This window comes from Pseudomonas sp. CAM1A (genome assembly GCF_047501685.1).
Lineage (GTDB): Bacteria > Pseudomonadota > Gammaproteobacteria > Pseudomonadales > Pseudomonadaceae > Aquipseudomonas.
In genome coordinates this window covers 97,148-123,391 of sequence record NZ_JBFNXP010000013.1, presented here as the reverse complement: position 1 = coordinate 123,391, position 26,244 = coordinate 97,148, and the positions used below count along the sequence as shown (strand labels likewise).

Annotated in this window: 33 protein-coding genes; 26 read left to right on the top strand and 7 right to left on the bottom strand. The window is 65.6% G+C overall.

The window, feature by feature from the left end; translation table 11 throughout:
* The first annotated feature begins 2 nt into the window (after positions 1-2).
* From ABZO33_RS23825 to ABZO33_RS23725, 21 genes are all read left to right on the top strand, one after another.
* Entirely contained in the window at positions 3-602 is a 600-nt protein-coding gene (locus ABZO33_RS23825) for a hypothetical protein (RefSeq protein WP_414538043.1), read from the top strand.
* Positions 599-778, top strand: coding sequence for a DUF2635 domain-containing protein (locus ABZO33_RS23820; protein ID WP_414538042.1), 180 nt, complete (start codon positions 599-601; stop codon positions 776-778). The genes ABZO33_RS23825 and ABZO33_RS23820 overlap by 4 nt, the downstream gene beginning before the upstream one ends.
* The gene (locus ABZO33_RS23815) at positions 775-2,271 is read left to right on the top strand and encodes a phage tail sheath subtilisin-like domain-containing protein (RefSeq protein WP_414538041.1); all 1,497 of its coding nucleotides are present in this window, start codon (positions 775-777) and stop codon (positions 2,269-2,271) included. The genes ABZO33_RS23820 and ABZO33_RS23815 overlap by 4 nt, the downstream gene beginning before the upstream one ends.
* 57 nt (positions 2,272-2,328) lie before the next feature.
* Positions 2,329-2,676 carry a phage tail tube protein gene (locus ABZO33_RS23810; protein ID WP_414538040.1) on the top strand — a complete coding sequence of 116 codons (348 nt, stop codon included), beginning with the start codon at positions 2,329-2,331 and terminating at the stop codon, positions 2,674-2,676.
* On the top strand, positions 2,676-2,975 hold the full coding sequence (locus ABZO33_RS23805; protein ID WP_414538039.1) for a phage tail assembly protein: 300 nt from the start codon (positions 2,676-2,678) through the stop codon (positions 2,973-2,975). The genes ABZO33_RS23810 and ABZO33_RS23805 overlap by 1 nt, the downstream gene beginning before the upstream one ends.
* Positions 2,976-3,104: 129 nt before the next feature.
* Entirely contained in the window at positions 3,105-5,300 is a 2,196-nt protein-coding gene (locus ABZO33_RS23800; RefSeq protein WP_414538038.1) for a phage tail tape measure protein, read from the top strand.
* Positions 5,297-6,646 carry a DNA circularization protein gene (locus ABZO33_RS23795; RefSeq protein ID WP_414538037.1) on the top strand — a complete coding sequence of 450 codons (1,350 nt, stop codon included), beginning with the start codon at positions 5,297-5,299 and terminating at the stop codon, positions 6,644-6,646. Before ABZO33_RS23800 ends, ABZO33_RS23795 begins: the two co-directional genes overlap by 4 nt.
* Positions 6,647-6,650: 4 nt before the next feature.
* Complete coding sequence (locus tag ABZO33_RS23790; RefSeq protein WP_414538036.1) at positions 6,651-7,763, top strand: phage baseplate assembly protein; 1,113 nt, start codon at positions 6,651-6,653, stop codon at positions 7,761-7,763.
* Entirely contained in the window at positions 7,760-8,269 is a 510-nt protein-coding gene (locus tag ABZO33_RS23785) for a phage baseplate assembly protein V (protein WP_414538035.1), read from the top strand. Before ABZO33_RS23790 ends, ABZO33_RS23785 begins: the two co-directional genes overlap by 4 nt.
* Positions 8,266-8,664, top strand: coding sequence for a phage GP46 family protein (locus ABZO33_RS23780; protein ID WP_104444098.1), 399 nt, complete (start codon positions 8,266-8,268; stop codon positions 8,662-8,664). The genes ABZO33_RS23785 and ABZO33_RS23780 overlap by 4 nt, the downstream gene beginning before the upstream one ends.
* The gene (locus ABZO33_RS23775) at positions 8,654-9,694 is read left to right on the top strand and encodes a baseplate J/gp47 family protein (RefSeq protein WP_414538034.1); all 1,041 of its coding nucleotides are present in this window, start codon (positions 8,654-8,656) and stop codon (positions 9,692-9,694) included. Before ABZO33_RS23780 ends, ABZO33_RS23775 begins: the two co-directional genes overlap by 11 nt.
* A complete protein-coding gene (locus ABZO33_RS23770) occupies positions 9,685-10,281 on the top strand; it encodes a YmfQ family protein (RefSeq protein ID WP_414538033.1) in 597 nt (198 codons plus the stop codon). The genes ABZO33_RS23775 and ABZO33_RS23770 overlap by 10 nt, the downstream gene beginning before the upstream one ends.
* Before the next feature lie 6 nt (positions 10,282-10,287).
* A complete protein-coding gene (locus ABZO33_RS23765; RefSeq protein ID WP_414538032.1) occupies positions 10,288-11,823 on the top strand; it encodes a phage tail protein in 1,536 nt (511 codons plus the stop codon).
* A gap of 21 nt (positions 11,824-11,844) precedes the next feature.
* Positions 11,845-12,255 (top strand): phage tail protein, encoded by a 411-nt coding sequence (locus ABZO33_RS23760; protein WP_414538031.1) that lies wholly within the window; start codon positions 11,845-11,847, stop codon positions 12,253-12,255.
* A gap of 41 nt (positions 12,256-12,296) precedes the next feature.
* Positions 12,297-12,719: a structural protein gene (locus tag ABZO33_RS23755; RefSeq protein ID WP_414538030.1), complete on the top strand. Its 423-nt coding sequence runs from the start codon at positions 12,297-12,299 to the stop codon at positions 12,717-12,719.
* Complete coding sequence (locus ABZO33_RS23750; RefSeq protein WP_414538029.1) at positions 12,716-13,222, top strand: DUF2514 domain-containing protein; 507 nt, start codon at positions 12,716-12,718, stop codon at positions 13,220-13,222. The genes ABZO33_RS23755 and ABZO33_RS23750 overlap by 4 nt, the downstream gene beginning before the upstream one ends.
* A 25-nt stretch (positions 13,223-13,247) precedes the next feature.
* Positions 13,248-13,436 (top strand): hypothetical protein, encoded by a 189-nt coding sequence (locus tag ABZO33_RS23745; protein ID WP_414538096.1) that lies wholly within the window; start codon positions 13,248-13,250, stop codon positions 13,434-13,436.
* A 74-nt stretch (positions 13,437-13,510) separates the two neighbouring features.
* The gene (locus ABZO33_RS23740; RefSeq protein WP_414538028.1) at positions 13,511-13,804 is read left to right on the top strand and encodes a hypothetical protein; all 294 of its coding nucleotides are present in this window, start codon (positions 13,511-13,513) and stop codon (positions 13,802-13,804) included.
* Positions 13,797-14,108 carry a hypothetical protein gene (locus ABZO33_RS23735; protein ID WP_414538027.1) on the top strand — a complete coding sequence of 104 codons (312 nt, stop codon included), beginning with the start codon at positions 13,797-13,799 and terminating at the stop codon, positions 14,106-14,108. Before ABZO33_RS23740 ends, ABZO33_RS23735 begins: the two co-directional genes overlap by 8 nt.
* Before the next feature lie 286 nt (positions 14,109-14,394).
* Positions 14,395-14,832 (top strand): hypothetical protein, encoded by a 438-nt coding sequence (locus tag ABZO33_RS23730; protein WP_414538026.1) that lies wholly within the window; start codon positions 14,395-14,397, stop codon positions 14,830-14,832.
* A gap of 59 nt (positions 14,833-14,891) precedes the next feature.
* Positions 14,892-15,332: a GNAT family N-acetyltransferase gene (locus tag ABZO33_RS23725; RefSeq protein WP_414538025.1), complete on the top strand. Its 441-nt coding sequence runs from the start codon at positions 14,892-14,894 to the stop codon at positions 15,330-15,332.
* On the opposite strand, the gene ABZO33_RS23720 is transcribed toward ABZO33_RS23725, so the two are convergent.
* The 3 genes from ABZO33_RS23720 to ABZO33_RS23710 all read right to left on the bottom strand — a co-directional run bounded on the left by ABZO33_RS23720 (position 15,329) and on the right by ABZO33_RS23710 (position 17,387).
* On the bottom strand, positions 15,329-16,144 hold the full coding sequence (locus ABZO33_RS23720) for a protein phosphatase 2C domain-containing protein (protein ID WP_414538024.1): 816 nt from the start codon (positions 16,142-16,144) through the stop codon (positions 15,329-15,331). The two genes, ABZO33_RS23725 and ABZO33_RS23720, sit on opposite strands and share 4 nt — an antisense overlap.
* A gap of 61 nt (positions 16,145-16,205) precedes the next feature.
* The gene (locus tag ABZO33_RS23715; RefSeq protein WP_414538023.1) at positions 16,206-16,814 is read right to left on the bottom strand and encodes a hypothetical protein; all 609 of its coding nucleotides are present in this window, start codon (positions 16,812-16,814) and stop codon (positions 16,206-16,208) included.
* 81 nt (positions 16,815-16,895) lie between these two features.
* Positions 16,896-17,387 carry a GNAT family N-acetyltransferase gene (locus ABZO33_RS23710; RefSeq protein WP_414538022.1) on the bottom strand — a complete coding sequence of 164 codons (492 nt, stop codon included), beginning with the start codon at positions 17,385-17,387 and terminating at the stop codon, positions 16,896-16,898.
* A gap of 153 nt (positions 17,388-17,540) precedes the next feature.
* Between ABZO33_RS23710 and ABZO33_RS23705 the strand changes: the two genes are divergently transcribed.
* Positions 17,541-17,912, top strand: a complete 372-nt coding sequence (locus ABZO33_RS23705) for a VOC family protein (protein ID WP_414538021.1) — start codon at positions 17,541-17,543, stop codon at positions 17,910-17,912.
* Between the two features lie 101 nt (positions 17,913-18,013).
* Positions 18,014-18,493, top strand: a complete 480-nt coding sequence (locus tag ABZO33_RS23700) for a VOC family protein (RefSeq protein ID WP_414538020.1) — start codon at positions 18,014-18,016, stop codon at positions 18,491-18,493.
* A gap of 5 nt (positions 18,494-18,498) precedes the next feature.
* Here ABZO33_RS23700 and ABZO33_RS23695 read toward each other — a convergent pair whose 3' ends face one another.
* Together ABZO33_RS23695 and argC are read right to left on the bottom strand one after the other, a co-directional pair.
* A complete protein-coding gene (locus tag ABZO33_RS23695) occupies positions 18,499-19,185 on the bottom strand; it encodes a GNAT family N-acetyltransferase (protein ID WP_414538019.1) in 687 nt (228 codons plus the stop codon).
* A gap of 72 nt (positions 19,186-19,257) precedes the next feature.
* Complete coding sequence (gene argC / locus ABZO33_RS23690; RefSeq protein WP_414538018.1) at positions 19,258-20,187, bottom strand: N-acetyl-gamma-glutamyl-phosphate reductase; 930 nt, start codon at positions 20,185-20,187, stop codon at positions 19,258-19,260.
* A gap of 128 nt (positions 20,188-20,315) precedes the next feature.
* On the opposite strand from argC, the gene ABZO33_RS23685 reads away from it, so the two are divergent.
* Entirely contained in the window at positions 20,316-21,197 is an 882-nt protein-coding gene (locus ABZO33_RS23685) for a LysR family transcriptional regulator (RefSeq protein ID WP_414538017.1), read from the top strand.
* Positions 21,198-21,202: 5 nt separating this feature from the next.
* Here the strand turns inward: ABZO33_RS23685 and ABZO33_RS23680 are convergent, their stop codons facing one another.
* Positions 21,203-22,000 (bottom strand): helix-turn-helix transcriptional regulator, encoded by a 798-nt coding sequence (locus ABZO33_RS23680; protein WP_414538016.1) that lies wholly within the window; start codon positions 21,998-22,000, stop codon positions 21,203-21,205.
* Between the two features lie 313 nt (positions 22,001-22,313).
* Here ABZO33_RS23680 and ABZO33_RS23675 point away from each other — a divergent pair, with 313 nt between their 5' ends.
* Entirely contained in the window at positions 22,314-23,678 is a 1,365-nt protein-coding gene (locus ABZO33_RS23675; RefSeq protein ID WP_414538015.1) for an APC family permease, read from the top strand.
* A gap of 17 nt (positions 23,679-23,695) precedes the next feature.
* Positions 23,696-24,805 (top strand): P1 family peptidase, encoded by a 1,110-nt coding sequence (locus tag ABZO33_RS23670; protein WP_414538014.1) that lies wholly within the window; start codon positions 23,696-23,698, stop codon positions 24,803-24,805.
* Positions 24,806-24,890: 85 nt separating this feature from the next.
* Here ABZO33_RS23670 and ABZO33_RS23665 read toward each other — a convergent pair whose 3' ends face one another.
* Positions 24,891-26,219: an MFS transporter gene (locus tag ABZO33_RS23665; RefSeq protein WP_414538013.1), complete on the bottom strand. Its 1,329-nt coding sequence runs from the start codon at positions 26,217-26,219 to the stop codon at positions 24,891-24,893.
* Positions 26,220-26,244: the final 25 nt, after the last annotated feature.

The window sequence follows — 26,244 nt, the reverse complement described above, 5'->3', positions numbered from 1 at the left end:
ACATGAAAATCACGCCTGTGATCGAGCAGCTGCGCGCCTATGCGCCTGGATTCGAAGGGCGCGTGGCCGGCGGACTGGATTGGGACCCGACCGCCGACAGCGCCAAGATGAAGCCGCCGGCGGCCTATGTGATCGCTGTTGGTGACTCGGCCGACGAGCCGCAAGCGCAGAACGTTTACACCCAGGCCGTGCGCGACGTCATCGACGTGTGCGTTGTACTGCCGACCGACGATGAACGCGGGCAGTCGGTGGTCGACGTGTTGCACGACGTGCGCGCCCAGTTGTGGCGCGCCTTGGTGGGCTTCGAGCCGGATGATGAATCTGGGCCGCTGCTGTACGACGGTGGCCAGCTGCTGCTGCTCGACCGCGACCGCATGGTCTACCGCTATCGCTTCTATGCCGATTTCCAGCTCGGCCGCTGGGAACAGACCGGCGAGAGCAAGCCGCAGACCTGGCAGGAATGGCAGCTGGCCGGCTTGCCGGCCTTGGAAGGCATCGACACCCGTTTCGACTTCCTCAACCCCCTGAAAGACCCCAACGTCACGGCCTCGGGGCCAGACGGGCGGGTCGAATTCATTACCCGCGAGGACTTGAACCCATGACCACCATTCACCTCAAGCCGGCACCGGGGCGCGATTGCCCGCTGCCGGATCAGCCGGGCAAGTACCTGCCCGCCGAGGGCGCCGCAGTGCCCCGTGATGCCTATTGGGAGCGCCGTATCATCGACGGCGACGCCCTGGAACAGAAGACCGCCACCCGGGGGAGCAAAGCGCGATGAGCGTCAGTTTCAGCAACATCCCCAGCGACATTCGCGTGCCGCTGTTCTATGCCGAAGTCGACAACTCCATGGCCAACAGCGGCGGGTCCAGCCTGCGCCGGCTGATCGTCGGCCAGGKCAACGACGACGCCGACAGCGACGAAATCGGCCGCCTGGTGCTGGTGTCGAAGACCAGCGACGCCAAGGACATTGGCGGCACCGGCTCGATGCTGGCCGCTATGCATGCACGCTGGCGGGCCATCGACGTGGCCGGCGAGGTCTGGTGCCTGCCGCTCAAGGTGGCCACCGGCGCGGCCGCGACCGCCACCGTTACCGTAACGGGCAGTGTCGCCACCGCCGGCCTGGTCAATCTGTACGTGGCCGGCCAGCGCGTGCGCGCCGATGCCGTGGTCCGGGCCTCGGCCGAGGCCGTGGCGGCCAGCCTGGCGGCGGCCATCAATGCCGCCATTGACCTGCCGGTGACGGCCACGGCCGCCGCCGGCGTGGTCACCCTGCAGGCCAAGTTCAAGGGCGAGCTGGGCAACGATATCCAAGTGCAGCTGAACCGCCTGGGGCGCGCCAATGGCGAGACTACGCCGGCCGGCCTGACGCTGGTGGCCACGGCCATGACCAACGGTGCCGGCACCCCGGCTGTATCGGCGGCGTTGGCCGCGCTGGGCGACGAAGAGTTTGAGTTCATCGCCCAGCCCTGGACCGATGCCGACACGTTGGGCGCCTGGAAAACCGCCATGGACGACAGCGCCGGCCGCTGGTCCTGGGCGAAGCAGCTCTATGGCCATGTGTACAGCGCGCAGCGCGGCACGCTGGGCCAGCTGGTCGCTGCCGGTCGCCTGCGCAATGACCCGCACGTCTCCGTACATGGTTTCGAGCGTGGCGTGCCGCAGCCGGCGTGGGAAGTGGCGGCGGCCTGGGCGGCGCGCACCGCCGTGTTCATCAGCGCCGACCCGGCGCGGCCGACGCAGACCGGCGCGCTGACGGGTATCGACCCGGCGCAGGCCAGCGACCGTTTCACCCTGACCGAGCGGCAGTCGCTGCTGACCAGTGGGGTGGCCACCGCTGTCTACAACGGCGGCAGCTACCGCATCGAGCGGGCCGTTACGACCTACCAGCGTAACGCCTATGGCCAGCCGGATGACTCCTACCTGGACAGCGAGACGCTGCACCAGTCGGCCTACGTGATCCGCTACCTGCGCAGCATCATCACCAGCAAGTACGGCCGTCACAAGCTGGCCAATGACGGCACCCGCTTCGGTCCCGGCCAGGCCATTGTCACGCCGAAGGTGATTCGCGGCGAGCTGATCGCCGCTTATGGCGCGCTTGAGCGTGAGGGCATTGTCGAGAACGCCGAGGCGTTCAATCAGTACCTGATCGTGGAGCGCGATCCGAAGAACCCGAACCGCCTGAGTGTGCTGTACCCGCCGGACCTGGTGAACCAGCTGCGTGTGTTCGCGCTGCTGTATCAGTTCCGCCTGCAGTACCCGGACGCGGCGTAACCCTCATCGTTCAACCCCAGCCCGCCCAGTGCGGGCTTTTTTATGGGAGTGCCCTTTATGGGTCAGAAAGTCGCGGGCACCTGTTTTATCAAGGTCGACGGCGATCAGCTGGTGATCACCGGCGGCGTGGAATGCCCGCTGTCGGACACAAAGCGCGAAACCATCACGCGGGGCTACTTCAAAGAAGAAGACCTGATCCCCTATGTGGTGGTCGACGCGGTGAAAACCACCAATTTCCCCCGGGCCAAGCTGGCCAATGGGATCGGCATGACCATCACCGCCGAGCTGGCCGACGGCTCGGTGTACGTGCTGAGCGGCGCGTACCTGGTGGACGAAACCAAAGTGACCGGCGATGACGCCAAGGTCTCGCTCAAATTCGAAGGCATCCAAGGAGACTGGCAGTAATGAGCACCACAACCCACGAACTCGCAACCCCGATCCAGGCCCACGGCGAAGAGGTCAAGGAACTGAATCTGCGCCGCCCGACCGTGCAGGAGTGCCGGGCCATCAAGGTGCTGCCGTACAACATCGGCGGCGACGGTTACCCGGTGGTCGATCTCGAAGCGGCGGCGAAGTACATCGCCGTATGCGCCGCGATCCCGGCCAGCTCGGTCAACCAGCTGGACCTGCCAGACCTGAACACCCTGGCATGGATCACCGTCGGTTTTTTCATGCCCCAAGATTCGAAGCAGTCGGCGGCCTGACCGAGCTGGCCTATGACCTTGCTTGGTGGTGGAAAGCCACCCCGGGCGAGGTGCTGGGCTGGACCCTCGACACGTTGTTCGAGAGTGAGGAAAACGCGTGGCGCATCAACGCGCTAAATGGGGGAGGCGGTGGCGGATAAATTCCAACTCAAGGCGCTGATTACCGGCGTCGACAAGCTGTCGCCTGTGCTGAGCGGGGTGCGCAAGAACGCCGCGGTGCTGCGTAAGCAACTGAACAGCTCGGGCCTGGGCAAGATCACGTTCGGTGAGGCCCTGCAGGGCGGGGCGATTGCGGCCCCGTTCGTCATGGGCGTGAAGGCGGCCATGGGCTTTGAAAGCGCCATGGCCGACGTCAAGAAGGTGGTCAACTTCGAGTCGCCGGCGCAGTTCAAGGCGATGAGTGATGACGTGCTGGGCCTGTCCGAGCGCCTGCCCATGGCGGCCGAGGGCATCGCGCAGATTGTCGCCGCCGGCGGCCAGTCCGGCATTGCCCGGGAAGAGCTGAACCGCTTCGCCGAAGACGCGGTAAAAATGGGTGTCGCCTTCGACCAGACGGCCGAAGAATCGGGCTCGATGATGGCCAAGTGGCGCACGGCCTTCAAGATGAACCAGGATCAGGTGGTCACGCTCGCTGACCAGATCAATTACCTGGGCAACACCGGCGCGGCCAGCACCGGGCAGATCTCCAACATCCTGACCGCCATAGGCCCGTTGGGCGAAGTGGCGGGCGTCAGTGCGGCGCAGCTGGTGGCGATGGGCTCAACCCTGGCCGGGGTGGGTATCGCCCAGGACGTGGCGGCCACCGGCATCAAGAACTTCATGTTGACCCTGACCGCCGGCACGGCGGCCACAAAGTCGCAGAAGGAGGCCTACAAGGCCTTGCGCCTGGATGCCAACGAGCTGGCCAAAGGCATGCAGACGGACAGCGAAGGGACGATTAACCGCGTCCTGGAGACGTTGGCCAAGGTCGAGAAAAGCAAGCAAGCGGCGGTGCTGACCAACCTGTTTGGCAAGGAATCGGTAGGGGCCATCGCGCCGCTGCTGACCAGCCTGGGCACGCTGCAGAAGAACTTCAAATCGGTCGGCGACGAAAGTCAGTATGCCGGGTCGATGAACAATGAGTACGCCGCACGGGCCGCGACCACGCAGAACGCCATGCAGCTGCTGCAGAACCGGGTAACCCGCCTGGGTATCACGGTCGGCAGCATGCTGTTGCCGCCGCTCAACGACTTTATGGCGGCCGTGGGGCCGATCATCAGCAGCGTGGCCACCTTGGCCGGGGCGCACCCGTGGTTGATCAAGGGCGTGCTGGGCGCGGCCGTCGGCTTCACCGTGTTGCGCTTGGCCACGGCCGGGGCCACGGCGGCGCTTGCCATGATGAACGGTGTCGCGAGCATGAGCCCGGTGGGCATGATCGTCCGGGGCATCGCCATTGCCGCCGGCGTCCTGATCGCCAACTGGTCGACCGTGGCGCCGTACTTCCAAGCGGTGTGGGACAAGATCAAGGCCCCGGCGATGGCCGTGTGGGAGTGGATGAAAACCACTTTCGCCTGGTCGCCGCTGGGCCTGATCGTCGCCAACTGGGAGCCACTGACGGCGTTCTTTGGCGCGCTGTGGGAGCTGGTCAAAGCCCTGTCGGTGCCGTTCTTTGACTTCCTCAAGGCGGTCTTTGACTGGTCGCCGCTGGGTTTGATCATCAAGCACTGGGAGCCCATCACCGGCTTTTTCAAAGGGATCTGGGACAAGCTGCGACCCATCATCGAGCCGATGATGAAATTCCTGGGCTTCGACAGCGAGTCGAGCGGCGACGGCGTGATCAGCGCGGCGACAGCCAAGGTCAACGACTGGGCCGAGCAGCAGAAGGCGCGCAACGCCGCCGGCGAGCCTGTACCGGGTGCACTGGTCAAGCCGATGGCGCAGCCGGTGCAGTTGATGCCCGAGGCCACCAGCGTGGCCAGCTTGATGCGTGCGCCGGATCAGCCGGGACCGTGGGCGGCGATGCCGCTGTCGGCCTCGCAGATGGCCGAGCATGCGCAGGAAAGCCTGGCCAAGGGGCTTACCCCGGGGGAGGCGATGAAGCGCGCTGAAATGGGCCTGCCTGGGCAGAGCAGCCTGGCAGCACCTGCAGCGGGCGCCCTGGCCGCGTCGCGGGGCTCCCTGGTGCAGCAGGCGGCCCAGGCCAGTAAAGCCCAGCTGGAAGGGCAAATGGTCGTGCGCTTCGACAACGCACCGCCCGGCATGCGGGTGGAGCAGGCCGACACCAATCAACCCGGGCTGCAGGTCAGCCCGCAAGTGGGTTACCGATCCTTGGGGAGGGCGTCATGAGTACCTGGCGGGATCAGCTGCACCCGGCCTCATTCCGGGGCGTGCCGTTCCACGTCGACAGCGACAGCATGCCGTCGGGACGGCGCACGCAAACGCATGAGTACCCGCAGCGGGACAAGCCGCTGGTGGAAGACCTGGGCCGCGTCACGCGGGAAATCAAGCTGGCCGCCTTCGTGATCGGGGAGGACTGCTATTTCCAGCGTGACAACCTGCTCAACGCCCTGGACAAGCCCGGGGCGGGCGAGCTGGTCCACCCCTGGTATGGTCGGCTGACGGCCACCGCGACGGTCTGTAGCGTCAGCCATGAGCGACGCGAAGGCGGCATGGTCCGCTTTGACCTGGTGTTCGTGGAGGACGGCGAGAAGGGTTTTCCTGCCGGCGTGCCGAACACGGCGCGGCAGCTGGAAGACTCATCGGAAAGCCTGCTTGAGTCGGCGATTGCCCGCTACAAGGCCGCCATGGCGGTGGTCAACCGGGCGCGCCTGGCCGTGGTCGCGCTGCAGAACGGTGTGGCCGGGGTGCAGATGGCCATTGCCTCGGAGCTTCGCCAACTGACTGGCCTGGTCAGCTCGGTGGAGGCGCTGGCCGACATGCTGATTAACGCCCCGGGCAACTTCGCGGCGATGATCCGGGGGCAGTTCGCCAGTGTCGGCGGTAGTTCGCGGTCGTCCGGTTATCGCTGGGGGCCGTCGAGCGGCGGCGAGTCGGCCAGCCTGGAGGCCGATCCGGAGTTTGCCCGCACCGTCGCTGCGCTGCCCGAGGCGACGCCGGAGTTTGCCAGCTTCGCCGAGTCCGGCCGGGCCATCACCGGCCAGGTGGAGCAGGCCCGCCAGTTGGTCAACGCGCCGCCACCTGCCGGAGGAACCGATACCGCCGCCGTGGTCACCGCTGCCCGTGAGCTGGTGCGCGATGCGCTGATCGTGCTGGCCGTGCGCGAGGCGGTGGCCATGCCGGTTGTGCAGGCGCCCGAGCCGTTGACGGGTTTCGCCACCCTGGAGCAGCAGGTGGTGGCCCCGATCCAGCGCCCCGAGGTGCCGGTCACTGCCGATGTGGTAGCGCTGCGTGACGCCATTAGCGACGCCCTGTGGCTGGCCGCCCTGGCGTCGTCGGTCGATCACGTCGAGCGCCTGGAGGTGGTGCGCAACCAGGTGCGGGCGCACATGACCGAAGTGGCCCGCGCCGGCGTGCGGCTGTCCGAGGTCACTACGCGGGAAAGCCTGCCGGCGGTGGTGCTGGCGTACCAGCGCTATGGCGACGCCACCCGCGCCGAGGAAATCGTTACGCGTAACAAGGTGCAGCACCCGGGCTTCCTGCCCGTGGGCGCGCTGACCATCGCTCGAGAGTGAACCCATGGACAACCAAAATACTGTCACGCTGAGCGTGAACGGCCTGGACTATCGCGGCTGGAAGAAAGTCAGCATCAGTGCCGGCATCGAACGCCAGGCCCGGGATTTCCGCCTGGGCGTAACCTGGAGCTGGCCGGGCCAGGTGCAGGAAATCCCGGTGCGCCAGGGCGACCGCTGCGAAGTTCGCATCGGCGCCGACCTGGTGCTGACGGGCTGGGTGTTCGGTACGCCGATCAGCTACGACGCCCGCAGCGTAGAACGGTCGGTCGTCGGCCGCTCGCTGACCGCCGACCTGGTGGACTGCTCGGCGGTGAACAAGCCCGGCCAGTGGCGCGGGCAGAGCGTGCAGAAGATCGTGCAGGCCTTGGCCGAGCCTTATGGGGTGCGCGTGCTGAGCGAGGTGGCGGAAACCACCAAGCTGGCCGACCACCAGATTGAACCGGGCGAAACTGCCTTCGAGTCCATCGACCGCCTGCTGACGCTTTCGCGACTGCTGTCGACCGATGATGCCCGGGGGCGGGTGGTGATCATCAAGCCGGGCAGCGCCGGCCGCGCCATCGATCGCCTGGAACTGGGGCAGAACCTGCTGACCGGTAGCGCGGAGCTGGATTTCTCGGGGGTGTTTTCCGAGTACCGCGTCACCGGCCAGCGCTCGGGCACCGACACCGACTACGGCGAGAAGGCCAGCGAGGTGAAGGCCGGCGTCACCGATCCGCGTGCCACACGGCGCCGGGTACTGCTGATTCACGAAAGCGGCCAGATGACCCCGGAGCTGGCCCAGGCGCGGGCCAACTGGGAGCGCGGCAGCCGGATGGGGAAGGCGTTGACCCTGCGTTACAAGATCCAGGGCTGGCGGCAGTCCACCGGCGCCCTGTGGGTGCCGAACATGATCGTGCGCGTGGTCGACCCGCTGATCGGTATCGACCGCGACATGCTCATCAGCGAAATCGAGTATGTGCTCGATGACGCCGGCACCGTGGCCAACATCGTAGTAGGCCCGCCGGATGGCTTCGACCCCGAGCCGAAAGACCCGCACAAGTCGCGCAAGCTCAAGAAGGGCGGCAAGGCCGACAACTTCGAATACCTGATCCCCGCTGACTGGAAGCCTGGCCAATGAGACCCATGAGAAATTTTCTCGCCCGGGGCGTGGTCGCCCTGGTCGATGCCGGCCGCAAGCTGCAGGGCCTGCAGATGCGCCTGACCGCCGACGAAGTGAAAGACGGCATGGAGCACTTCGAGCCCTACGGCTTTACGTCCAACCCGCTGCCCGGCGCCGAGGCCCTGGCGGCGTTCCTGGGCGGCGACCGCTCCCATGGGGTGGTCGTCTGCGTCGCCGACCGGCGCTTTCGCCTGCAGGCGCTCAAGAGCGGTGAGGTGGCTATTTACACCGACGAGGGCGACCGCCTGCACTTCAAGCGCGGCCGCGTGATCGAGATCCAGACGCTGACGCTTAAGGTCAAGGCCGAGACGGCCGTGGAGTTTGACACGCCGGTGATCCGCACCACGGGCCAGATTGTGTCGCAGGGCGACCAGATCGCCGCTGGCGTCAGCCAGGTCAACCACCCGCATGAGGGCGTGACGAAGGGTAACCAGCAGAGCGGTAAGCCGGTGGTGACCGCATGACGCTGCTCGATGCCGAATCCGAACGCGCCTGGCAGCGCGCCGTGGTGATCAGCCTGTTGACCTGGCGGCGCGCCGAGGCCGGCGACCTGCTGGACGACGACCAGCGTTACGGCTGGTGGGGCGATACGTTCCCGACCCTGGCCAATGACCGCATCGGGTCACGCCTGTGGCAGCTGCGCCGGCGCACGCTGACTGACGACACGGTGCGCACGGCCGAGGCGTTCGCCCGCGAGGCGCTGCAGTGGGCGGTGGATGACGACCGGGTGAGCGCCGTTACGGTAACGGCGTCGCGCAAGGTCGACCGCCTCGACATGCAGGTGCGGGTCGGCCTGCGCGACGGCCCCGTGATCGATGTTCAACTAGACAACCTGTGGCAGGTGATCAATGCCGTTTGAAATCCCAACATTGCCCGCTCTGGTGGCCAGGGCACAGGCCGACCTCGCCGGCGGTAGCGCCCTGGTCCGCTCTGACGCCGAGGTGCTGGCCCGCGTGCTGGGCGCGGCATCATCCGGCCGCTACGGCCATCAGCGTTACATCGCTGACCAGATCCTGCCGGACACGGCCGATGACGAAACGCTGTTGCGCATGGCCCAGGCACGGCTTAAGCGCGGCCGCCTGGAGGCCGTGAAGGCAAGCGGGGTGGTCACTTTCACCGGCGCCGTCTCGGCGCTGCTCGATGCCGGCACGCTGCTGCAGCGCGATGACCAGGTGCTGTTCAGGGTGCGGGCTTCGGTCAAGCTGAGCAGCACCGAAGGCGTCGCCCAGGTCGAGGCCCTGGAGCCGGGCGAGCTGGGCAACACGCCCGCCGGCACGCAGCTGCGCCTGGTGTCGCCGGTGCTGGGCGTCAATGACACGTTCACCGTGGCAGCGCCGGGCCTGACCCGTGGCACCGAGCAGGAGAGTATCGAGGCTCTGCGCGCTCGGGTGATTCGCTCGTACCGCGTCATTGCCCACGGCGGCAGCAAGAGCGATTACGAGACCTGGGCGCTGGAGGTCGCCGGGGTGACCCGGGCCTGGGTCGTGCGGCGTTGGGTGGGGCCGGGCACGGTGGGGGTGTTCTTCGTGCGTGATGGCGATATCGACATCATCCCGAACGCCGAGGCCCTGGCGGCCGTGGCGGCGTACATCAAGCAGGAGCAGCCCGTCACGGCCGAGGTGTACGTGCTGCCGCCGGCAGAGAAACCGGTGCAGTACCAGCTATCGGTCACCCCGGACAGCAGCGTGGTACGGCGCGCCGTGGAAGCCGCCCTGGTGGACCTGCACAACCGTGAATCGGAGCTGGGCGCCTCGCTGCTGGCCACCCACATTGCCGAGGCCATCAGCGGCGCCACGGGCGAGCGTGATCACAAGGTCATCAGCCCCGCCGGCGACGTGCAGGCGGCCCCTAATGAGCTGCTGACCTATGGGGGTGTGCTGTGGTCGTGAGGACGGAGCAGGACTACTACGCCCACTTGTGCACGCTGCTGCCGCCGGGGCCGGCCTGGGATCGCGAGTTCAACCCGGGTGTCGACCAGGTGCTGCAGGTGGCGGCCCGAGAGCTGGCCACCGAGGACCGCCGCGCCGCCGACCTGCTGGCCGAGAGCGAGCCTGCCACGGTGCGCGAGCTGGTCCCCGATTGGGAGCGGGTCATGCACCTGCCTGACCCCTGCATGGGCGATTCGCCGGCATTTGCTGATCGGCAACTGGCCGTGCGCCGCCGGCTGCTGGAAGTGGGCGGGCAGACGCCGGCCTATTTCGTTGAACTGGCTTTCTCGCTGGGCTACCGCAATGCCCGCGTGATCGAGCACCGAGCGCCGCGCTTCGGCCGGTCGCGATTCGGCTCGGCCCGTTTCGGCACCTGGAGTGCTCAATTCATGTGGACCCTGGAGACAGGGGCGCGTCTGGCCCAGGGCAGCCGCTTCGGCTTCAGCCATTGGGGGCAGACCTTCGGCGGCGCTGCCAATGGCGCCTTGGAATGCTTGGTCAGCCGCGCCGCCCCGGCGCACACCCTTGAAACAATCAACTACGGATAACGCGATATGGACTACCCGAAACGTACACCCGGTATCGGTCTGGTGGGCGGCAAGTTCGCTGACGAGAACGCCAGTACCGGCCAGCCTGGTTCGCTGATCCCCGCGACCTGGGGTAACGCGGTCACTGACGAACTGTTGGCCGTGATCAAGGCTGCAGGGCTCACGCCCAGCGAAGACGACAGCGCGCAGCTGCTGCAGGCGATTCAGGGCCTTGCGGCCAGCGACGTAAAGCGCGCTGTGCGTGCGGCCACTACCGGGCCGATTGCCCTGTCGGGCCTGCAGACGATTGACGGCGTGGCCCTGGTGGCCGGTGATCGGGTGCTGGTGAAAGACCAAGCCAACGCCGCGCAGAACTGGATCTACACCGCGTCCGCCGCCGCTTGGCCGCGTGCGCTCGACGCCAATGACGACGCCGAATGCACGCCGGGGCATCTGATCATCGTCCAAGCGGGCACGGCCTACGCAGGAACGATGTGGCAGCTGAGCAACACCCAGCCGCCGCAGGTGGGGACCACGCAGCTGACCTTCGGCATGCTGTTCGGCAAAACCGGCGTTGCGGCCGGTAGCTACCGGCAGGTGACAGTCGATACGATGGGCCGGGTAACCGGTGGTACGAACCCCACAACGCTGGGTGGCTATGGCATCAATGACGCCTACACCAAAACTTTCATTGATAACGCGCTCTCGGGTAAAGCCAACAATCAGGACGTTTATTCAAAGACGTACATCGATAGCGCGTTATCCGGCAAGGCCAACAAATCCACCACACTTGCCGGTTACGGCATTACTGATGCCATTCCAAATGTGAACCCGCTGCCCTACGGTAGCTACGATCTTCACGGAACCAACTATGCGTTTGTCAGTTCTCAGCTTGAGTCAAGCGTTTGTCAGAATGCTTATTGGGACGGGGTTGACTGGAAAAAGCACAATGCCTCTAAAGAGGCAGTGGCGCTTAGTGTTCAAGATGGTAAAGCATATGTACGGACCTGGGCTGTTGGAACCCCTGCTTACACAGCGTCGCGTATCATCGACTCCAGCATGGAGGCTACGGTTCCTGAACTTGATGCAGGCGTAACGCCCGCGAAGTGGGTAAGCGTCGCTGGCCTTGCTTACTATGTTGCTGCAAAGCTAAAGGCTGCAAGCGAAACGGTTGCTGGTTTTTGTCGCTTCGCCACGTTGAATGAGGTGGTGACCGGGGCTTCAGGCTATCTTGCTGTGGCCCCTGCGTACCTCGTCGCCGGATTCTCTTACACGTTTGGCTCGAATGGTTTTGTCAAGTTGCCGACCTGGCTTGGCGGTTTTATGTTTCAGTGGGCTTACAGTGATGAGTCCAATTCTGCCACTGACTATCGATACTTTCCCGTGCCTTTCCCGAACGTCGCGTTCGGTGGGTGGTTGCAACTTGAGGTTGGAACCATTAATGGCTTTGCCGGAAGCTACGGAACCATTGTTCAGGTGGTCGACAACACCCGTTACGTCTGGACGGCTGGCGGAACGTTCGGCGGTGGTGGCAAGGGCTGGATTTTAGCAGTTGGAAGGTAGGGTGATGCAATGAAGCAAAGTATGAAGTTTAGTATTTCTACAGGCTGTTTCTACAGTTCTCGTATTCACAAAGATATTCCGCCAGATGCTATTGAGGTGGCGGATGATGAATATCAGTTGCTTGTGGCTGGCCGTAACTCAGGTCAAGAAATCAAGCTGGAAGACGGCCAGTTGACGTTGGAGTATACGGAGGAATTCAAAGAGGCACGTGAGCGTGGTTGGCGAGTTAACACCCTTTTGGGTATCCAGTGGATCAGGGACCGGCATCGTGACCAGGTAGACCTGGGTGTTACCCCGACCCTCACTAGTGAACAGTTCAATGAGCTACTGGCGTACCTGCAGGCGCTGCGCGACTGGCCCCAATCGGAACACTTCCCCGAGGTAGAGCGCCGACCCGCCGCACCGCCCTGGATCGCCGAACAAACCCAATAAAGCCCCACACTGACGGGGCTTTTTCTTGCCTGGAGAAAACCATGACTCAATTGCTCCCTCGCGGCGTGCGCAATTGCAACCCGGGAAACATCGATTTCAACTCCACCAACAACTGGGTTGGCCAGATCGGTAAAGAGCCCGGCGGCCGATTCTGCATCTTTGATACGCCGGAAAATGGGATTCGTGCGCTCGGCAAGCTGTTGCAGACCTACTACAACAAGCACCGCCTGCGCACTGTTGCGGCGATCATCAAACGCTGGGCGCCGGAGGTGGAGAACGACACCGATGCCTACATCCGCACCGTGGCGCAGCGCTGTGGCCTTGCCCCGAGCGACCCGATCAAGGACATCAAGAACCAGCAGGTCCTTGGCGGCCTGGTGCACGCGATCATCAAGCACGAGAACGCGAACTACGAGTACCCAACGGCCGTATTCGCGGAAGGCCTTCGGAGGGCGTTAGCGTGAAGAGCTGGGGCGTGCGGGTGGCCGTACTACTAGCAGTGGTCGGGTCGTATTGGCTCGTCTACCAGCACGGTCGATCTGTGGAGCGGGCCGAGGCCACCGCAGTCTCAGCGCTGCGGGACAGCGGCGATCGCCTGGCCGAGGTGTTGGGCGAGCGCGGAGAGCGGACAAAGGAGCAACGGCGCGCCGACGCGCAGGAGGAGGTGAGGGCGCATGCTCAGGAACAACGAACGATTGCCGACAGCTCTGCTGCTGGGGCTGATGCTGCTGGCGAGCGGCTGCGCGATGAAGCCGGCAAGCTCGCTGCCACCGTCGGTTGTTCCGGCGAGGATCCCGCAATTGCCGCTCGAGGCAAGGCAGCCCGCCGCGCCGCCATGGTGCTCTCCGACCTGCTCGCACGGGCTGATGCGCGAGCGGGAGAGTTGGCGGCAGCGTATGACCGCGCCCGAGTAGCTGGCCTGGCTTGCGAAGCGTCGTATAATTCCTTGGTCAAGCCACCAGGATAGAGCAGTGAAGCGAACCATAGAGGGAATGGTAGAAGCGGGTGAGCCGCTGATTAGCGAGGCTACTGAAGCATTGCGCCTCTATCACAACGCCCAGGCCGCAGGTGTTTCGCCAGAAGAGGTTGAGCGCCTTCGTGTAATCGCCGAGTCCGCTTACCAGGCTGTGACCGACTACCAGCTCTACGCGCTCGGGCATCAGCCGTTGGTCCGCCACTGAAGCGCCGGGCGGTACTGGCCTGACCCTCCGTTTGGATGGTCAAATACTGTATCGATATACAGTATTGGTGCCGTATGTACTTCCTCCTTGTCCGCCGCCGAGAGCGCGGCGTCGCCATTCCTAACGATCAGCTCGCGAAGATCAAGCCGCTGCGCGCAGACGTGCACATCGAATACGGCCACAGCAAGGTGCTCGGCCGGCCATGCATAGAGGCCTGGGTGTTCAACCCAACGCCCAGCGGCGACATCATCCCGCGCCTGCACGACGCGTGCGTCAACGGGATGGCTCAGCAGGGCATGAACATCACCGGCTTCGAAGAGATCGAAGGCGTGCTGTACTCGCAGTCGTGGTGGTGCCGTGTTGAGTAGGCCAGCCGGCATTCCGCAGCCGTGGCTCGACGAGCTATACGACGGCCCCGCCCTGGTCACAGACCCGGACGGGCGCGCCGCAGTGCTTAACGAAATGGCCTATGCCGCCAGCCGCCGACGAGAGATAGATGCCGGCGTGCTTTCCGACATGTTGGAGCTGACCGAAGCAGCCAGGACCTGGGCGCTACTTGAGCATGAAGAGGCCTGGGCCATCAGCCTGCTCAGGTATGAATCTGCAGAGGAGTGGGAGAGGGACGAGCCAGGACGGATCGTGGTCCGCATGTCGCCGCGGGAGGGGATGTAACTCGTACCAATTTTTGTACCAATGATCGTGTTTTTGCGTGTGGCGCAGAGTTTTTCAGCGGGGCGAAACCCCTGATTTCATTGGGTTTCGCCACTTTCTGAAACTCACCAAAACGCGGAAAACATCTCTGGAGTATGGTCGAACGGCTGTCGAATGCCTTATATCCAAAGGGCGTAACGTGAAGGAAATTTAATCCTGTATCGCTCGGATAACTTCGCGTAGTGCGTTGAGGCCTGCAATTGCCTTAGAATGCCCGGCTTTCACCCCTCAAAGGAATGATTACGTGGTGAGCAACAACGCCATCTGCTGCCCGCACTGCCAAGGCCAAAATGTCCAGCTGCTCTCGGTGATTCACGCCGCGGGTACAACCCGCATTCAAGCAACCCACCAGACCACCTCCGGCTATGGCCCTGTCACGGTCGAAACGACTGGTCGGCAGCAGACCGATCTGGCTGCCAGCGTAGGTCCGCCCCCGGGCAAACGCCTATTGGGGCCTGTGATCATGACCGGAGTAGGTGTCATCATCCTCTACGATGGCCTCAAGCTGATTAATACCTACTGGGGCGTCGATTGGACGAGGTTCTTCATCGGGGCCACACTCGCCACTGTCGGCGTGATCGGATTTGTGCGTCACTGGAAGTTCAACGTCGCTCAGTACGACAAGCTGGAAGAATGGCGCCGCACCTGGCTATGCCACGCGTGCGGCACGCGCTTCCAGCCGTGAGGTAAGTAGACAGGCACCTTCGGGTGCCTTTTCTTTCGTGGTCAACCGGACGACCTGCCATGACGCTGACGATCGATTTCACCGACCAGGCCACCCACCTGCATCACGATGCGATTCTCAAACCCTTGCGCGCCTTCAACGATGCGGTGATCGGTTCCCCCGGCGCGGCTACCGTCGCCTGGACGCTGCGCGATCCCGACAGCGATGAAATCGTCGGTGGCCTCTACGCAAGGCTCGGCGGGGGCTGGTTGTTCGTCGAGCTACTGGTGGTGCCCGAGCGGATGCGCGGGCAGGGCACCGGGCGCGAACTGATGGCCCAGGCCGAGGCGCTGGCCAGGGAGAAGGGTTGTTGCGGAATCTGGCTGGATACCTTCAGCTTCCAGGCGCCGGACTTCTACCGCAAGTTGGGGTTCGAGGTGTTCGGCGAGCTGGCCGACTTCCCGCCCGGGCATAGTCGCTATTTTCTGCACAAACGCTTGGCCTGGCTCGCGGGGACTTAACCAACCCGCAACCAGATCGCCGAGGCGTCGTCCCCCATCTTGAACCGCGGGTAGCGCAGGCACGCGGCATCGTCCTGCTCGATACCGCGCAGTGTCCGTGCCAGGTCATCGAGACCGTGGCTTTGCAGGCGCTCGAAGAAGCCTGCCGGGTCATAGGCCCGGTAGGTGTCGAACAGCGCCGCGAAACCGTCGCTCAGCAGCAGGACATCGTCACCCAAGGCCACCGGTGCACGGCTGTAGAGGGTGCCCTCGCGGGACAGCTCGGCATCGACGCCGAGCACGGCCCGGGGGCGCTCGCGAGCGACACGGCGATCGGACAGCACGGCCGGGGTGCGCACGCCGTGGGCGCCGGTGCCGGGACCCAGCGCCGCGGCTTCTGCGCGTTCGGCCTCGCGGTCGGGCTCCGGGGTGAGGAAGTGAATGCCGCGCACGCTGCGGTGCAGCACCACGCAATCGGCCAGGTGCGCACAGACCAGCTCTTCGCCTTCCAGCGCCACGGCGGCAAAGGCGGCACGTGGCAACTCCCAGGCGGCCACGGGCTCGCGTTGACGGTCTTGCAGATAGGCTTGGCCGATCGAGTCGAAGACTGACTCGCAGACCTTGCGCAGCGGCCCCGACGCCATGGCGAAGGCGCGTTGGGCCGTGGCCGAAAGCCAGGCCGCGCCACCGCGCTCACCCAGCAGGCCGGGGGCGCCGAGGTCGGTGGCGCCGTCGATCACCCAGGCATGACGGTCGGCACTGCCGACGCGGTCGTCATTGGGCACATCGGTCTTGCCGGCCAGGCTCAGGGACTGGATCAGGTCGAAATGCATGTAGAACTCCGGATCGATGGGGAGCAACAACCTTGGACGCTGGGCCGCCCAGCGTCAAATATCACGGCGTGGGTGTGCGGTCCCAGCAGTCGCTGTCCTGGGCGCAGACACCGTACTGCCGGTCCATCAGCGCCATGCGCCGCAGGTGGGCGTCGATGATGTCGCGGGTCACTTCGCTATCGATGATGTAGCGGCTGTAGCGGTCGATCAGGCGGACCTTCCAGGCCTCGCGGCTGGCCGCGTCCAGGCTGTCGGGGGCATTGGCCAGGCGTTGCAGGGTGAGGTCGTCGGCGCGCTTGAGCTGGTCGGTGAAGGTGGCGATGTAGAGGGCGCGCTGCGTTTCCTTGTGGCGCGCGGTGTCGGCATCGAAGGTATCGAGGTTGTGCTGCCATTGGCTCCAGTAGGCGTCCGGCAGCTGAATATCGCGTTTCTGGCGCAGCTTGGCGACGATCTGCGCGTTGCTCTGGCGCGGTGGCGGTTGGCGGTCCTGGCTGGCTAGCGGGTCCAGGGCGAGGGCCTGGGTGATCCAGGTAGTGCGCGTTTCGCTGTCCGGCAGCACCGGGCCCAGTGGTGGGGCGTTGTCGGTGGTGGAGCGGGGCAGGCCATTGCAGCCGGCAAGCGACAGGAACATTGACAGTACCAGCAGCGCTGGCAGGTTGTGACGCGACATGAATCTTCCTTGAGTAACTGCACAATCATGCATCCGGGCGGATGCACGAGAGGTATCGGCGCTTGCGCGGATGACTTGAGCTCAGCCGAGGTGCTTGGCCATTTCCGCGGTCGGCGCCCAGCCCAGGCCGGCATAGACCGGGCGGCCCACCTCGGTGGCATGCAGGACGGCAAAATCCAGGCCGCGCCGGGTGAACTCGGCCTCGGCCAGACGCATCAGTTGCGAAGCCAGTCCCCGGCGGCGATGGGAAGGCTCCACGTAGACATTGAGCACATAGCCGCGCTGGTCGTGACAGGGATGCGCCGGGTGCGGCGGCCAGTCGATCGACATCAGGCCGATGGCCGCCACCGGCTGCTCGTCATCCAGCAGCACGAAACCGTAGTAGCGACCATCGGCCAGGCGCGGTTGCAGCCAGGGCCGGAAGTGTTCGGTCATGGTCTGCAGGCTCAGAGTGTCGCCACCGGCCTCCAGGAACATGGCCTCGCGATGGGCGCAGACCATGGCTAGGTCGCTTGGCAGCAAGCGGCGCAGGACCAGCCCGGGAAAGTCGCCGGTGGTTGGCAGTTCGTTCATGGTAGCTCCTTGGTTGCAGGCCTCGATCCTAGGCGTGGCGGACAATTGCCGTTAGACACAGATGGCGAGCAATCCGGGGATACAGCACCTTGCCGCTGCCGGTGTTTACGGCGATGATCCGCGGCAACGCGAACACCCGCCGAAGAGGCCCGTATGCCTGTTGCCCCGCTTTTGCGTTGCACCGACCTCGAAGCTACCCGCCGTCACTATCGTGACGTGCTGCAGTTCACGGTCACCGACACCGCGCAGTCGACCCTCACCGTGCAGTTGCATGACTGCAGCCTGCTCTTCACCGAGCAGGACCTGTGGCGGCAATCGCCAGGTTGCGCCGGCACCTTCTACCTGGTGATCGAGGACGTCGAGGGCTACTACGCCAAAGTCCGTGAGCAGGCCGACATCGCCTGGCCATTGCAGGACACGCCCTATGGCTCTCGCGAGTTCGGCCTTCGCGACTGCAACGGTTACTACCTGGCGTTCAGCCAGCGCCACGCTGAGGCCGTGCAAGCCGAACGTGTCGCCTCCTGAGCCAGCAGAGCTGACTGCCCAGCCGTTGATCGCGCTTGCCCGGGGCGGGTGGATCCGGGGGCTAGACTCGTGGGCAGTGAGACCCGCCCAGGAGAGTGCCCATGACCGCCAAGAACACTGTTTGCCTGTGGTACGACAACGACGCCGAGGACGCGGCGAACTTCTATGCCAGTACCTTTCCCGACAGCCGCGTGACCGCGGTGCACAAGGCTCCCGCCGATTACCCCTCGGGCAAGGCGAGCGATGTGCTCACGGTGGAGTTCACCGTGATGGGCGTGCCCTGCATTGGCTTGAACGGCGGCAAGGCGTTCAGTCACAGCGAGGCGTTCTCGTTCCAGGTGGCGACCGACAGCCAGGAAGAGACCGACCGCTACTGGAACGCCATCGTCGGCAATGGTGGCAGTGAAAGTGTCTGTGGCTGGTGCAAAGACAAATGGGGCCTGTCCTGGCAGATCAGTCCACGGATACTCACTGACGCCGTTGCCAGCGCCGATCGCGCCGTGGCGAAGCGGGCGTTCGAGGCGATGCTGCAGATGGGCAGGATCGATATCGCCGCCATCGAGAAAGCCATCAAGGGCTGAACCCTTCAGTGCACGCGCTTGCGTTCGCTGACGCATGCCCTAGCTTGTTCGGCCAGCGTATCCAGCCGTACGTCGCGCAGCCGTTCGGCCTCGACCATCGCTGCTTCGCCCTGCTGCTTGAGCAGGTAGGCATGGATCTGCCGCACCTCGACGGTCTGGTAGATCGGCGCGATGTCCAGCCGCCCGATCAGTGCGTCGCTGGCTTTGCCGGTGCTGCTCATCAATACCTGCGGCCCGGCGCTGGCGACTACCTGCAGGCCCATGTTCTCGAACCACGGCACTTGCTGGGCGAAGGCGCTCAGCTCGACACAGGCATAGCGGCCACGCACGGCATCCAGCAGGCCACGGGCGATGCCTTGGCGGCGGTGGCTGGCGTCCACGGCGAGGTAGGCCAGGGCGCAGGCTTGCGGGTTGTCCTGGGCCGGCAGTACCAGGGCAAAGCCGAGCAACTGGTCCGGCGCGTCGGCATCCAGGGCGAGGGTGAGTTCGACCCGCAGGCCGCGGGTGCCGTCCAGGGCCATCAGGTACTGGTGCACCTCCAGGCCGACACCGTACTGGTACAGCGGGTACAGCGGGTTGTCCGGGCTGATGGCGACGCTGCTGAGCTGACCGACATGGTCGATCACCAACTGGCGGATCTGGTTCTGGAAGGATTCGGGCGGCACGCCGTCGAGGCGGCGGAGGATGAACATCGCGGGTGGAACTCCGGCAAGGTGTGAAACACCCGCCCCGGACGAGGCGGGTGTCCATTCTACCCGCAGATGCTAGCGCAGCCCAGCCAGCATCAGGTCGAGGTTCTGCACGGCGGCGCCCGACGCGCCCTTGCCCAGGTTGTCGAACACTGCGGTCAGCAGCACCTGGCCGTGCTCGGGGTTGGCGTACAGGGCCAGGCGCAGGTCATTGCTGTCGTTCAGCGCCTGCGGGTCGAGCGCCGCGGCTGCGTCGTGCTGGTGCAGGGGCATGACCTGCACGTGCCGGGCACCCTGGTAGTGCTGTTCCAGGCAGGCCTGCAGCTGCTCGGCGCTGACCCCGGGCAGCAGGCGCAGCTGCAGAGGGATGCTCAGCACGATGCCCTGGCGATAGTCGCCATAGCCCGGGACGAACAGCGGCCTGGCGCTGAGCCCGGCGTGTCGCTGGATCTCCGGTACATGCTTGTGGGCCAGTTCCAGGCCGTACAACTGCAGCGTCGGCAGGTAATCATCGCTGCGTTGTTCATGGCGCTCGACCGCAGCACGGCCACCGCCGGAGTAGCCGGAAATGGCATGGATGCTCAGCGGGTAGTCGGCGGGCAGCAGCCCGGCCTTGACCAGCGGATGCAGCAGGGCGATGGCGCCGGTAGGGTAGCAACCGGGGTTGCTGACCCGGCTGGCCGTGGCGATGCGTTCGGCCTGCTCGGCGTTCAACTCTGGCAGGCCGTAGACCCAGCCCGGCGCGGTACGGTGCGCGGAGCTGGCGTCGATCACCCGCACCGCCGGGTTGCGCAGGGTGGCCACGGCCTCGCGGGCGGCTTCGTCGGGCAGGCAGAGCAGGGCAATGTCGGCGCTGTTGATCGCCTCGCTGCGGCGAGCCGGGTCTTTGCGCTCGGCCTCGGGCAGGGTCAGCAGGCGCAGGTCATCGCGGCCGTGCAGGCGGGCGTGGATCTGCAGGCCGGTGGTGCCTTGGTCGCCATCGATGAAGACGAGGGGGTGGTGCATGTCGAATGTCCGGTGAAGAGAGTGATGGCTAATCCTCGCCGCTCACTGGACGAAAGAAAATTTGAATATCATGATGGTCACGTTCAGTAATTCTGAATTGATAGCCGCTCCTGCCCTTGAGAAGCCTCATGCGAGAAATCAGCCTCGACCGCCTGCGCACCCTGGTGGTGATCGCCGACCGCGCGTCCTTTGCCGATGCCGCCCGCCAGCTCAACCTGGCGCCCCCGACCATCAGCCTGCATGTGGCCGAACTGGAGGCGCGCATCGGTGCCCCATTGCTCACCCGCACGCGCGGCCAGGTTCGCCCCACGACCATCGGCGCGACGCTGCTGGCCCGCGCCCGGCGTCTGCTGGCCGATGCCGACCAGGCGCTGGACGAGGTGCGCCGGCAGGTCGAGGGCCTGACCGGCCGGGTGCGCCTCGGCGCCTCGACCGGCGCCATCGCCCACCTGTTACCCCAGGCCCTGGAAACCCTGCGGGTGGATCATCCGGGGATCGACGTGCAGGTGCAGGTGCTCACCTCCCAGGCCTCCCTGGCGCGTCTGCGCGAAGGCACCCTGGACATCGGCCTGGTAGCGCTGCCGCAAGTGGCGGGCAAGGGCTTGAGGATCACGCCCTGGCGGCGCGACCCGATCATGGCCTATGTGCCCGCCGACTGGCAGCCTCCGGCGCGGGTCACCCCGGCCTGGCTGGCCGGCAGGGCGCTGATTCTCAACGACAGCACCACCCAGCTGTCGCGAGTCACCTCGGAGTGGTTCGCCACGGCGGGGCTGTACCCCGAACCGCGGATCGAGCTGAACTACAACGATGCGATCAAGAGCCTGGTGGCTGCCGGCTACGGCGCCACCTTGCTGCCGCAGGAAGGTGAGGTGCGCCAGCCGCAGGCGCGTATCGCCCAACGGCCGTTGCGACCTGGCTTGTGGCGCCAGCTGGGCATTGCCTGCCGTGAAGGTGAGGTGGAGCGGGCGACCGGGCATGTGCTGGAGGCCCTGGGGCGGTTGCGCCAGTGACAGGCTCAAGGGTCCTGCGGATCGTGCCCCAGCGACTGCAGGAACAATGAGAACAGCTCCGGTTGCGACGAGATGTCCAGCTTGGCGTACAGGTGCCGGCGGTGCACCTTGATGGTCTCCGGTGAAATGGCCAGCCGCTCGGCCATGGCTTTCGATGAATAACCGCGCAGGACAAGCCGGGCGATCTCCAGCTCGCGCTCCGACAGCACCTTGGCGCCGAACAGGCTCATGGCGTCGCGCACTTGATGGGCCATGCCGGCCACGGGGGCGGCGCGCAGGCTGTGCTGCTGCCAGTGCTGGGCCATCAGCGCGACCACCCACGGACAGACCAGCGCCAGCAGGCCGTGGCTGGCGCTGTCGAAGCGTTCGCGCCGGCCCAGCGACAGGGACAGGGCGCCGCTGTCGCCGAGCTGGACGATGAACTGCACCTCGTCCTCCAGGACATGGTCGTGGAAGTACTTGAGGTAGTACTCGCTCTGGCGGAACTGGTCCGGCGCCACTTCTTCCAGGCGATGCAGGCCATCGCCGATACGCTCCTGGCAGGCCTGGTAGAACGGGTCGAGCTGGTACAGGCCGCTCAGGTACAGGGCCATGGCCTCGGGGTTGCCTTCACCCCGCGCGTCGAAAATTTCCAGGGCCCGGGGCAGCCCGGTACGGGGGTAGAACATCGCCAGGGCGTTGTCGAATGCCAGCCATTGCTGCAGCAGCAGGATCAACTGGCGCCAGAAGCGCGGCTGGCCGATCTGCTCGACGGTGCGGGCAAGGCCGGCGTGGGCGCTGGCTTCGGTGAACAGGTTGTGCATGGGACCCCGTGGCTGACGACAGTTGCAGGTCAGGTATATCGCAGATTTCACGATCGCAATGGGAGCGTGGGAGCGGGCTTGCCCCGCGATGGCGTCGGATCAGGCAACCCTGAGCCATCGCGGGGCAAGCCCGCTCCCACAAGTTTTGACCTGCGATTGCGCAGTCTCGGGAGGTTTCCCGCTTCCCGTCAAGGGGCGTACCCCCTAAGGGTAATTGGCCAAAGCCTTACCCGGGCCTACAGTCCAACCCAGGTCCAGCGGCCGCGTGACCGGTTTTCCCCTCACAACCAATAACAATCAGAGGAAAAACGCCATGAGCTCCAGCGAAGAGCCCGCAAGCGCGCTCAAGCAGCGCCTGGGTGTGTTCGACGTGGTCGCCATCACCGTTTCCGCAGTGACCCCGGCCAGCTCCGTGTTCGTCATCGCCCCGTTCGCTATCCAGCAGGCCGGCAGTGGTGCGTTTCTGTCGTTCATCATGGCCGGTGCGCTGGCGTTGATGTTCGCCTGGTGCTACGCCGAACTGGGGCGCGCCCACAGCTCCGCCGGCGGCGAGTATGTGTACGCCAAGCGCGTGTTCGGCGGGCTGGCAGGCTATGCCACCTTCCTTACCGTGCTGGCCTCGATGCTGTTCATTCCGCCGGTGCTTGCAGGTGGCGCCGCCACCTACCTGAACAATGCCCTGGGCACGCGTTTCGATACCCAGACCGTGGCCTTGGTGATCGTGGTGTCGAGCTATGCCCTGGGTATCCTCAATATCCGCCTGAATGCCTGGATCACCGGGGTGTTCCTGTTCTGCGAGGTCGCCGCGCTGCTGGTGATCGTGATCCTGGGGTTCGGCAATGCCAGCCAGCCGGCGGCGAGCCTGTTGCAGCCGCAGATGCTCGAGCAAGGGGCGCTGACGGCGGCACCCTGGGCCCTGGTGCTGGGCGCGGTGGGCATGGCGCTGTTCGCCTTCAATGGCTATGGTGGCGCGGTATTGCTGGCCGAAGACATGAAGGACCGTGGCCGCACCGTGCACCGGGCGGTGCTGTGGTCGCTGGCGGTGGTGGTGGCCATCGAGGTGATCCCACTGGCCGCGCTGTTGATCGGCGCGCCGTCGTTGCAGGCAATGCTGGCCAGCGGCGATCCAATCGGCTACCTGCTGACTGCCCATGGCAACGAGACCCTGGCGCGGCTGGTCAGCGCGGGGATCTTCCTCTCGGTGTTCAACGCCATCGTAGCCATCGTCATCCAGGTCGGCCGGGTGGTGTACAGCAGCGGGCGCGACGCGATCTGGACGCCCACGCTCAACCGTGCCTTCACCCTGATCCATCCGCGCTGGGAGTCGCCCTGGCTGGCCACGCTGTTCCTCGCCGTGCCGTCGGCCTTGCTGAGCCTGTCCGGCAGCCTGGAGGAGCTGACCTCGTTCACCGTGCTGCTGTTGCTGCTGATCTACCTGGTGGTGGCCGCATGCGCGCTGTGCAGCCGGGTGCTGCGCCGTGACCGCGAGCATCCGTACCGCATGCCGCTGTGGCCAATGCCTGCGCTGCTGGCGGTCAGCGGTGCCGGCTGGCTGCTGGCGACCCTGCTGCGCGAGGCGTCCCTGCGCGACCTGTTGATCATCCTCGGGCTGCTGGCCGTGTCGGTGACGCTGTACAGCACCCACGGCCGGCTCAGCCCGACCTTCCAGAAATTGTGAGTTTCCAAGGAGTACACATGCGTGCGCGTCAACTGGGCATCACCCTCGGCCACGGCACCCCGGGCCCGTTCAATGCCATCACCGACGTCCCGGGAGTGCGAGTCGGCCACAGCACCCTGATCGACGAACAACGCCCGGCGCCGATCCGCACCGGGGTGACCTTGATCGAGCCCCGTGCGGGCGCGGCCCGCCAGCAACCGTGCTTCGCCGGCTGCCACGTGCTCAACGGCAACGGCGACGCCACGGGCCTGGAGTGGATCCGCGAGGCCGGCCTCTTGACCACGCCGATCGCCATCACCAACACCCACAGTGTCGGCGTGGTGCGCGATGCGTTGATCGCCGCCGAACGCGAGCGCCTGCCGGACGAGGCGGTGTACTGGTGCATGCCGGTGGTGATGGAAACCTACGATGGGTTGCTCAACGATATCTGGGGCCAGCACGTGACCCCGGCGCAGGTGCGTCAGGCACAGGAGGCGGCCATCTCGGGACCGGTGCAGGAAGGGCCGGTGGGCGGTGGCACGGGGATGATCTGCCACGAGTTCAAGGGCGGCATCGGCACTGCCTCGCGGCGCCTGGCGGACGAGCAGGGCGGCTGGACCGTCGGCGCGCTGGTCCAGGCCAACCACGGCCAGCGGCGCGAGTTGCGGGTGGACGGCTATCCGGTGGGGCGCCAGCTGGGGCATTTGCCGTCGCCTTTCGCCGAACCTGTGACCGGCACCCCGGGCATGGGCTCGATCGTGGTGGTGATCGCCACCGACGCGCCACTGCTGCCACACCAGTGCCAGCGCCTGGCCCAGCGCGCGTCGATCGGCATCGCCCGCACCGGTGGCGGCACCGAGGACTCCAGCGGCGATATCTTCCTGGCGTTCTCCACCGGTAACCAGAATCTGCCGCCGGCGGACTATGCCCGCAAGGGGCTGGAGCAATGCACCGAGTTGCGCATGCTCAACAACGACCATATCTCGGCGTTGTTCATGGCAGCGGCGGAAGCGGTGGAGGAGGCGATCGTCAATGCCTTGCTGGCGGGACGCACGATGCAGGGCAAGGGTGGGGTGGTGGTGCCGGCGCTGGATGGGGATACCTTGCTGACGGCACTGCATGAAGCCGGGTGGAAACCTCGCGACTAGCGTGGTGGCCATCGCGGGGCAAGCCCGCTCCCACAAAGTTGGACTGGCTCTGTGGGAGCGGGCTTGCCCCGCGATACGGTCAACTTTAGCGGGCGTCTGCCAACGCAGTGCTACCACCTCGCGAAACGCGCAAGGCCACCAGGCTACCGACCACGATCAACCCGGCCAGCGCATACAGCGCCGCATCGGTCGAGCCGGTCTGGTCCTTGATGAAGCCCACCAGGTAGGGGCTGAGGAAGCCCGCCATCTGCCCCACCGAGTTGATGATCGCCAGGCCCGCCACGGCGGTGCCGGCGGTGAGCAGCGCGGTTGGCATAGGCCAGAACATCGGCAGGCCGGTCAGCGCGCCCATGGTGGCGATGGACAGGCCAAGAATGGCGATGGGCGGGTTACCGGCGAAGTTCACCGCGATCAGCAGGCCCAGCGCCCCCATCAGCATCGGCACCACGAGGTGCCAGCGGCGCTCGTTGCGCAGGTCGGCCGAGCGCCCGACGACAATCATGAACACCCCGGCCAGCAGGTACGGGATGGCGCTCAGCCAACCGATCAGCAGGGGGCTGTCGAAGCCCATGTTCTTGATGATCGACGGCAGCCAGAAGTTGATGGCATAGACGCCGCTCTGGATGCAGAAGTAGACGAAGCCGAAGGTCCAGATCAGCGGGTTGGTCAGCACCGACAGCACGCTGTCGCCGCGGGTGGCCGGCTTGCCGGCGGCGTCGGCCGAAAGGTCCGCCTCGATCAGCTGGCGTTCGGCCGGGCTCAGCCAGCGGGCGCTCTGGTAGCCGTCGCTGAGCAGGACGATGGCCAGCGCGCCCAGCGCGACGGTGGGCAAGCCCTGGATCAGGAACATCCACTGCCAGCCGGCCAGGCCATGCTGGCCTGCGGCGAAGTGGTCGAGGATCCAGCCGGAGAACGGCCCGCCCAGCAGCCCGGACACCGGGATCGCCGACATGAACAAGGCCATGATGCGGCCGCGACGGTCCGCCGGGAACCAGCGCGAGAGGTACAGCACCACGCCGGGGAAGAAACCCGCCTCGGCGGCACCGGTCAACAGGCGCAGGGTGTAGAACTCGGTGGGGGTGGTGACGAACAGCAGACAGGTGGACAGGCTGCCCCAGGCGATCATCATCAGCGCGATCCAGCGCCGCGGCCCGAAGCGGTTGAGCGCCAGGTTGCTGGGCAGGCCGCAGAGCACGTAGCCGATGAAGAAGATGCCGGCGCCGAGGCCGTACACGGTTTCGCTGAATTTCAGTGCGTCGAGCATCTGCAGCTTGGCGAAGCCGACGTTGACGCGGTCGAGGTAGTTGAACAGGTAGCAGATGAAAATGAACGGGATCAGCCGCAGGGTGATGCGCCGGTAGAGCGCGTTGCGGGTGATCTCGTTGCCTTGGTCAGGGGCGGGGCTGTGTGCCATGATCGGGTTCTCTGTTGTTATGGTT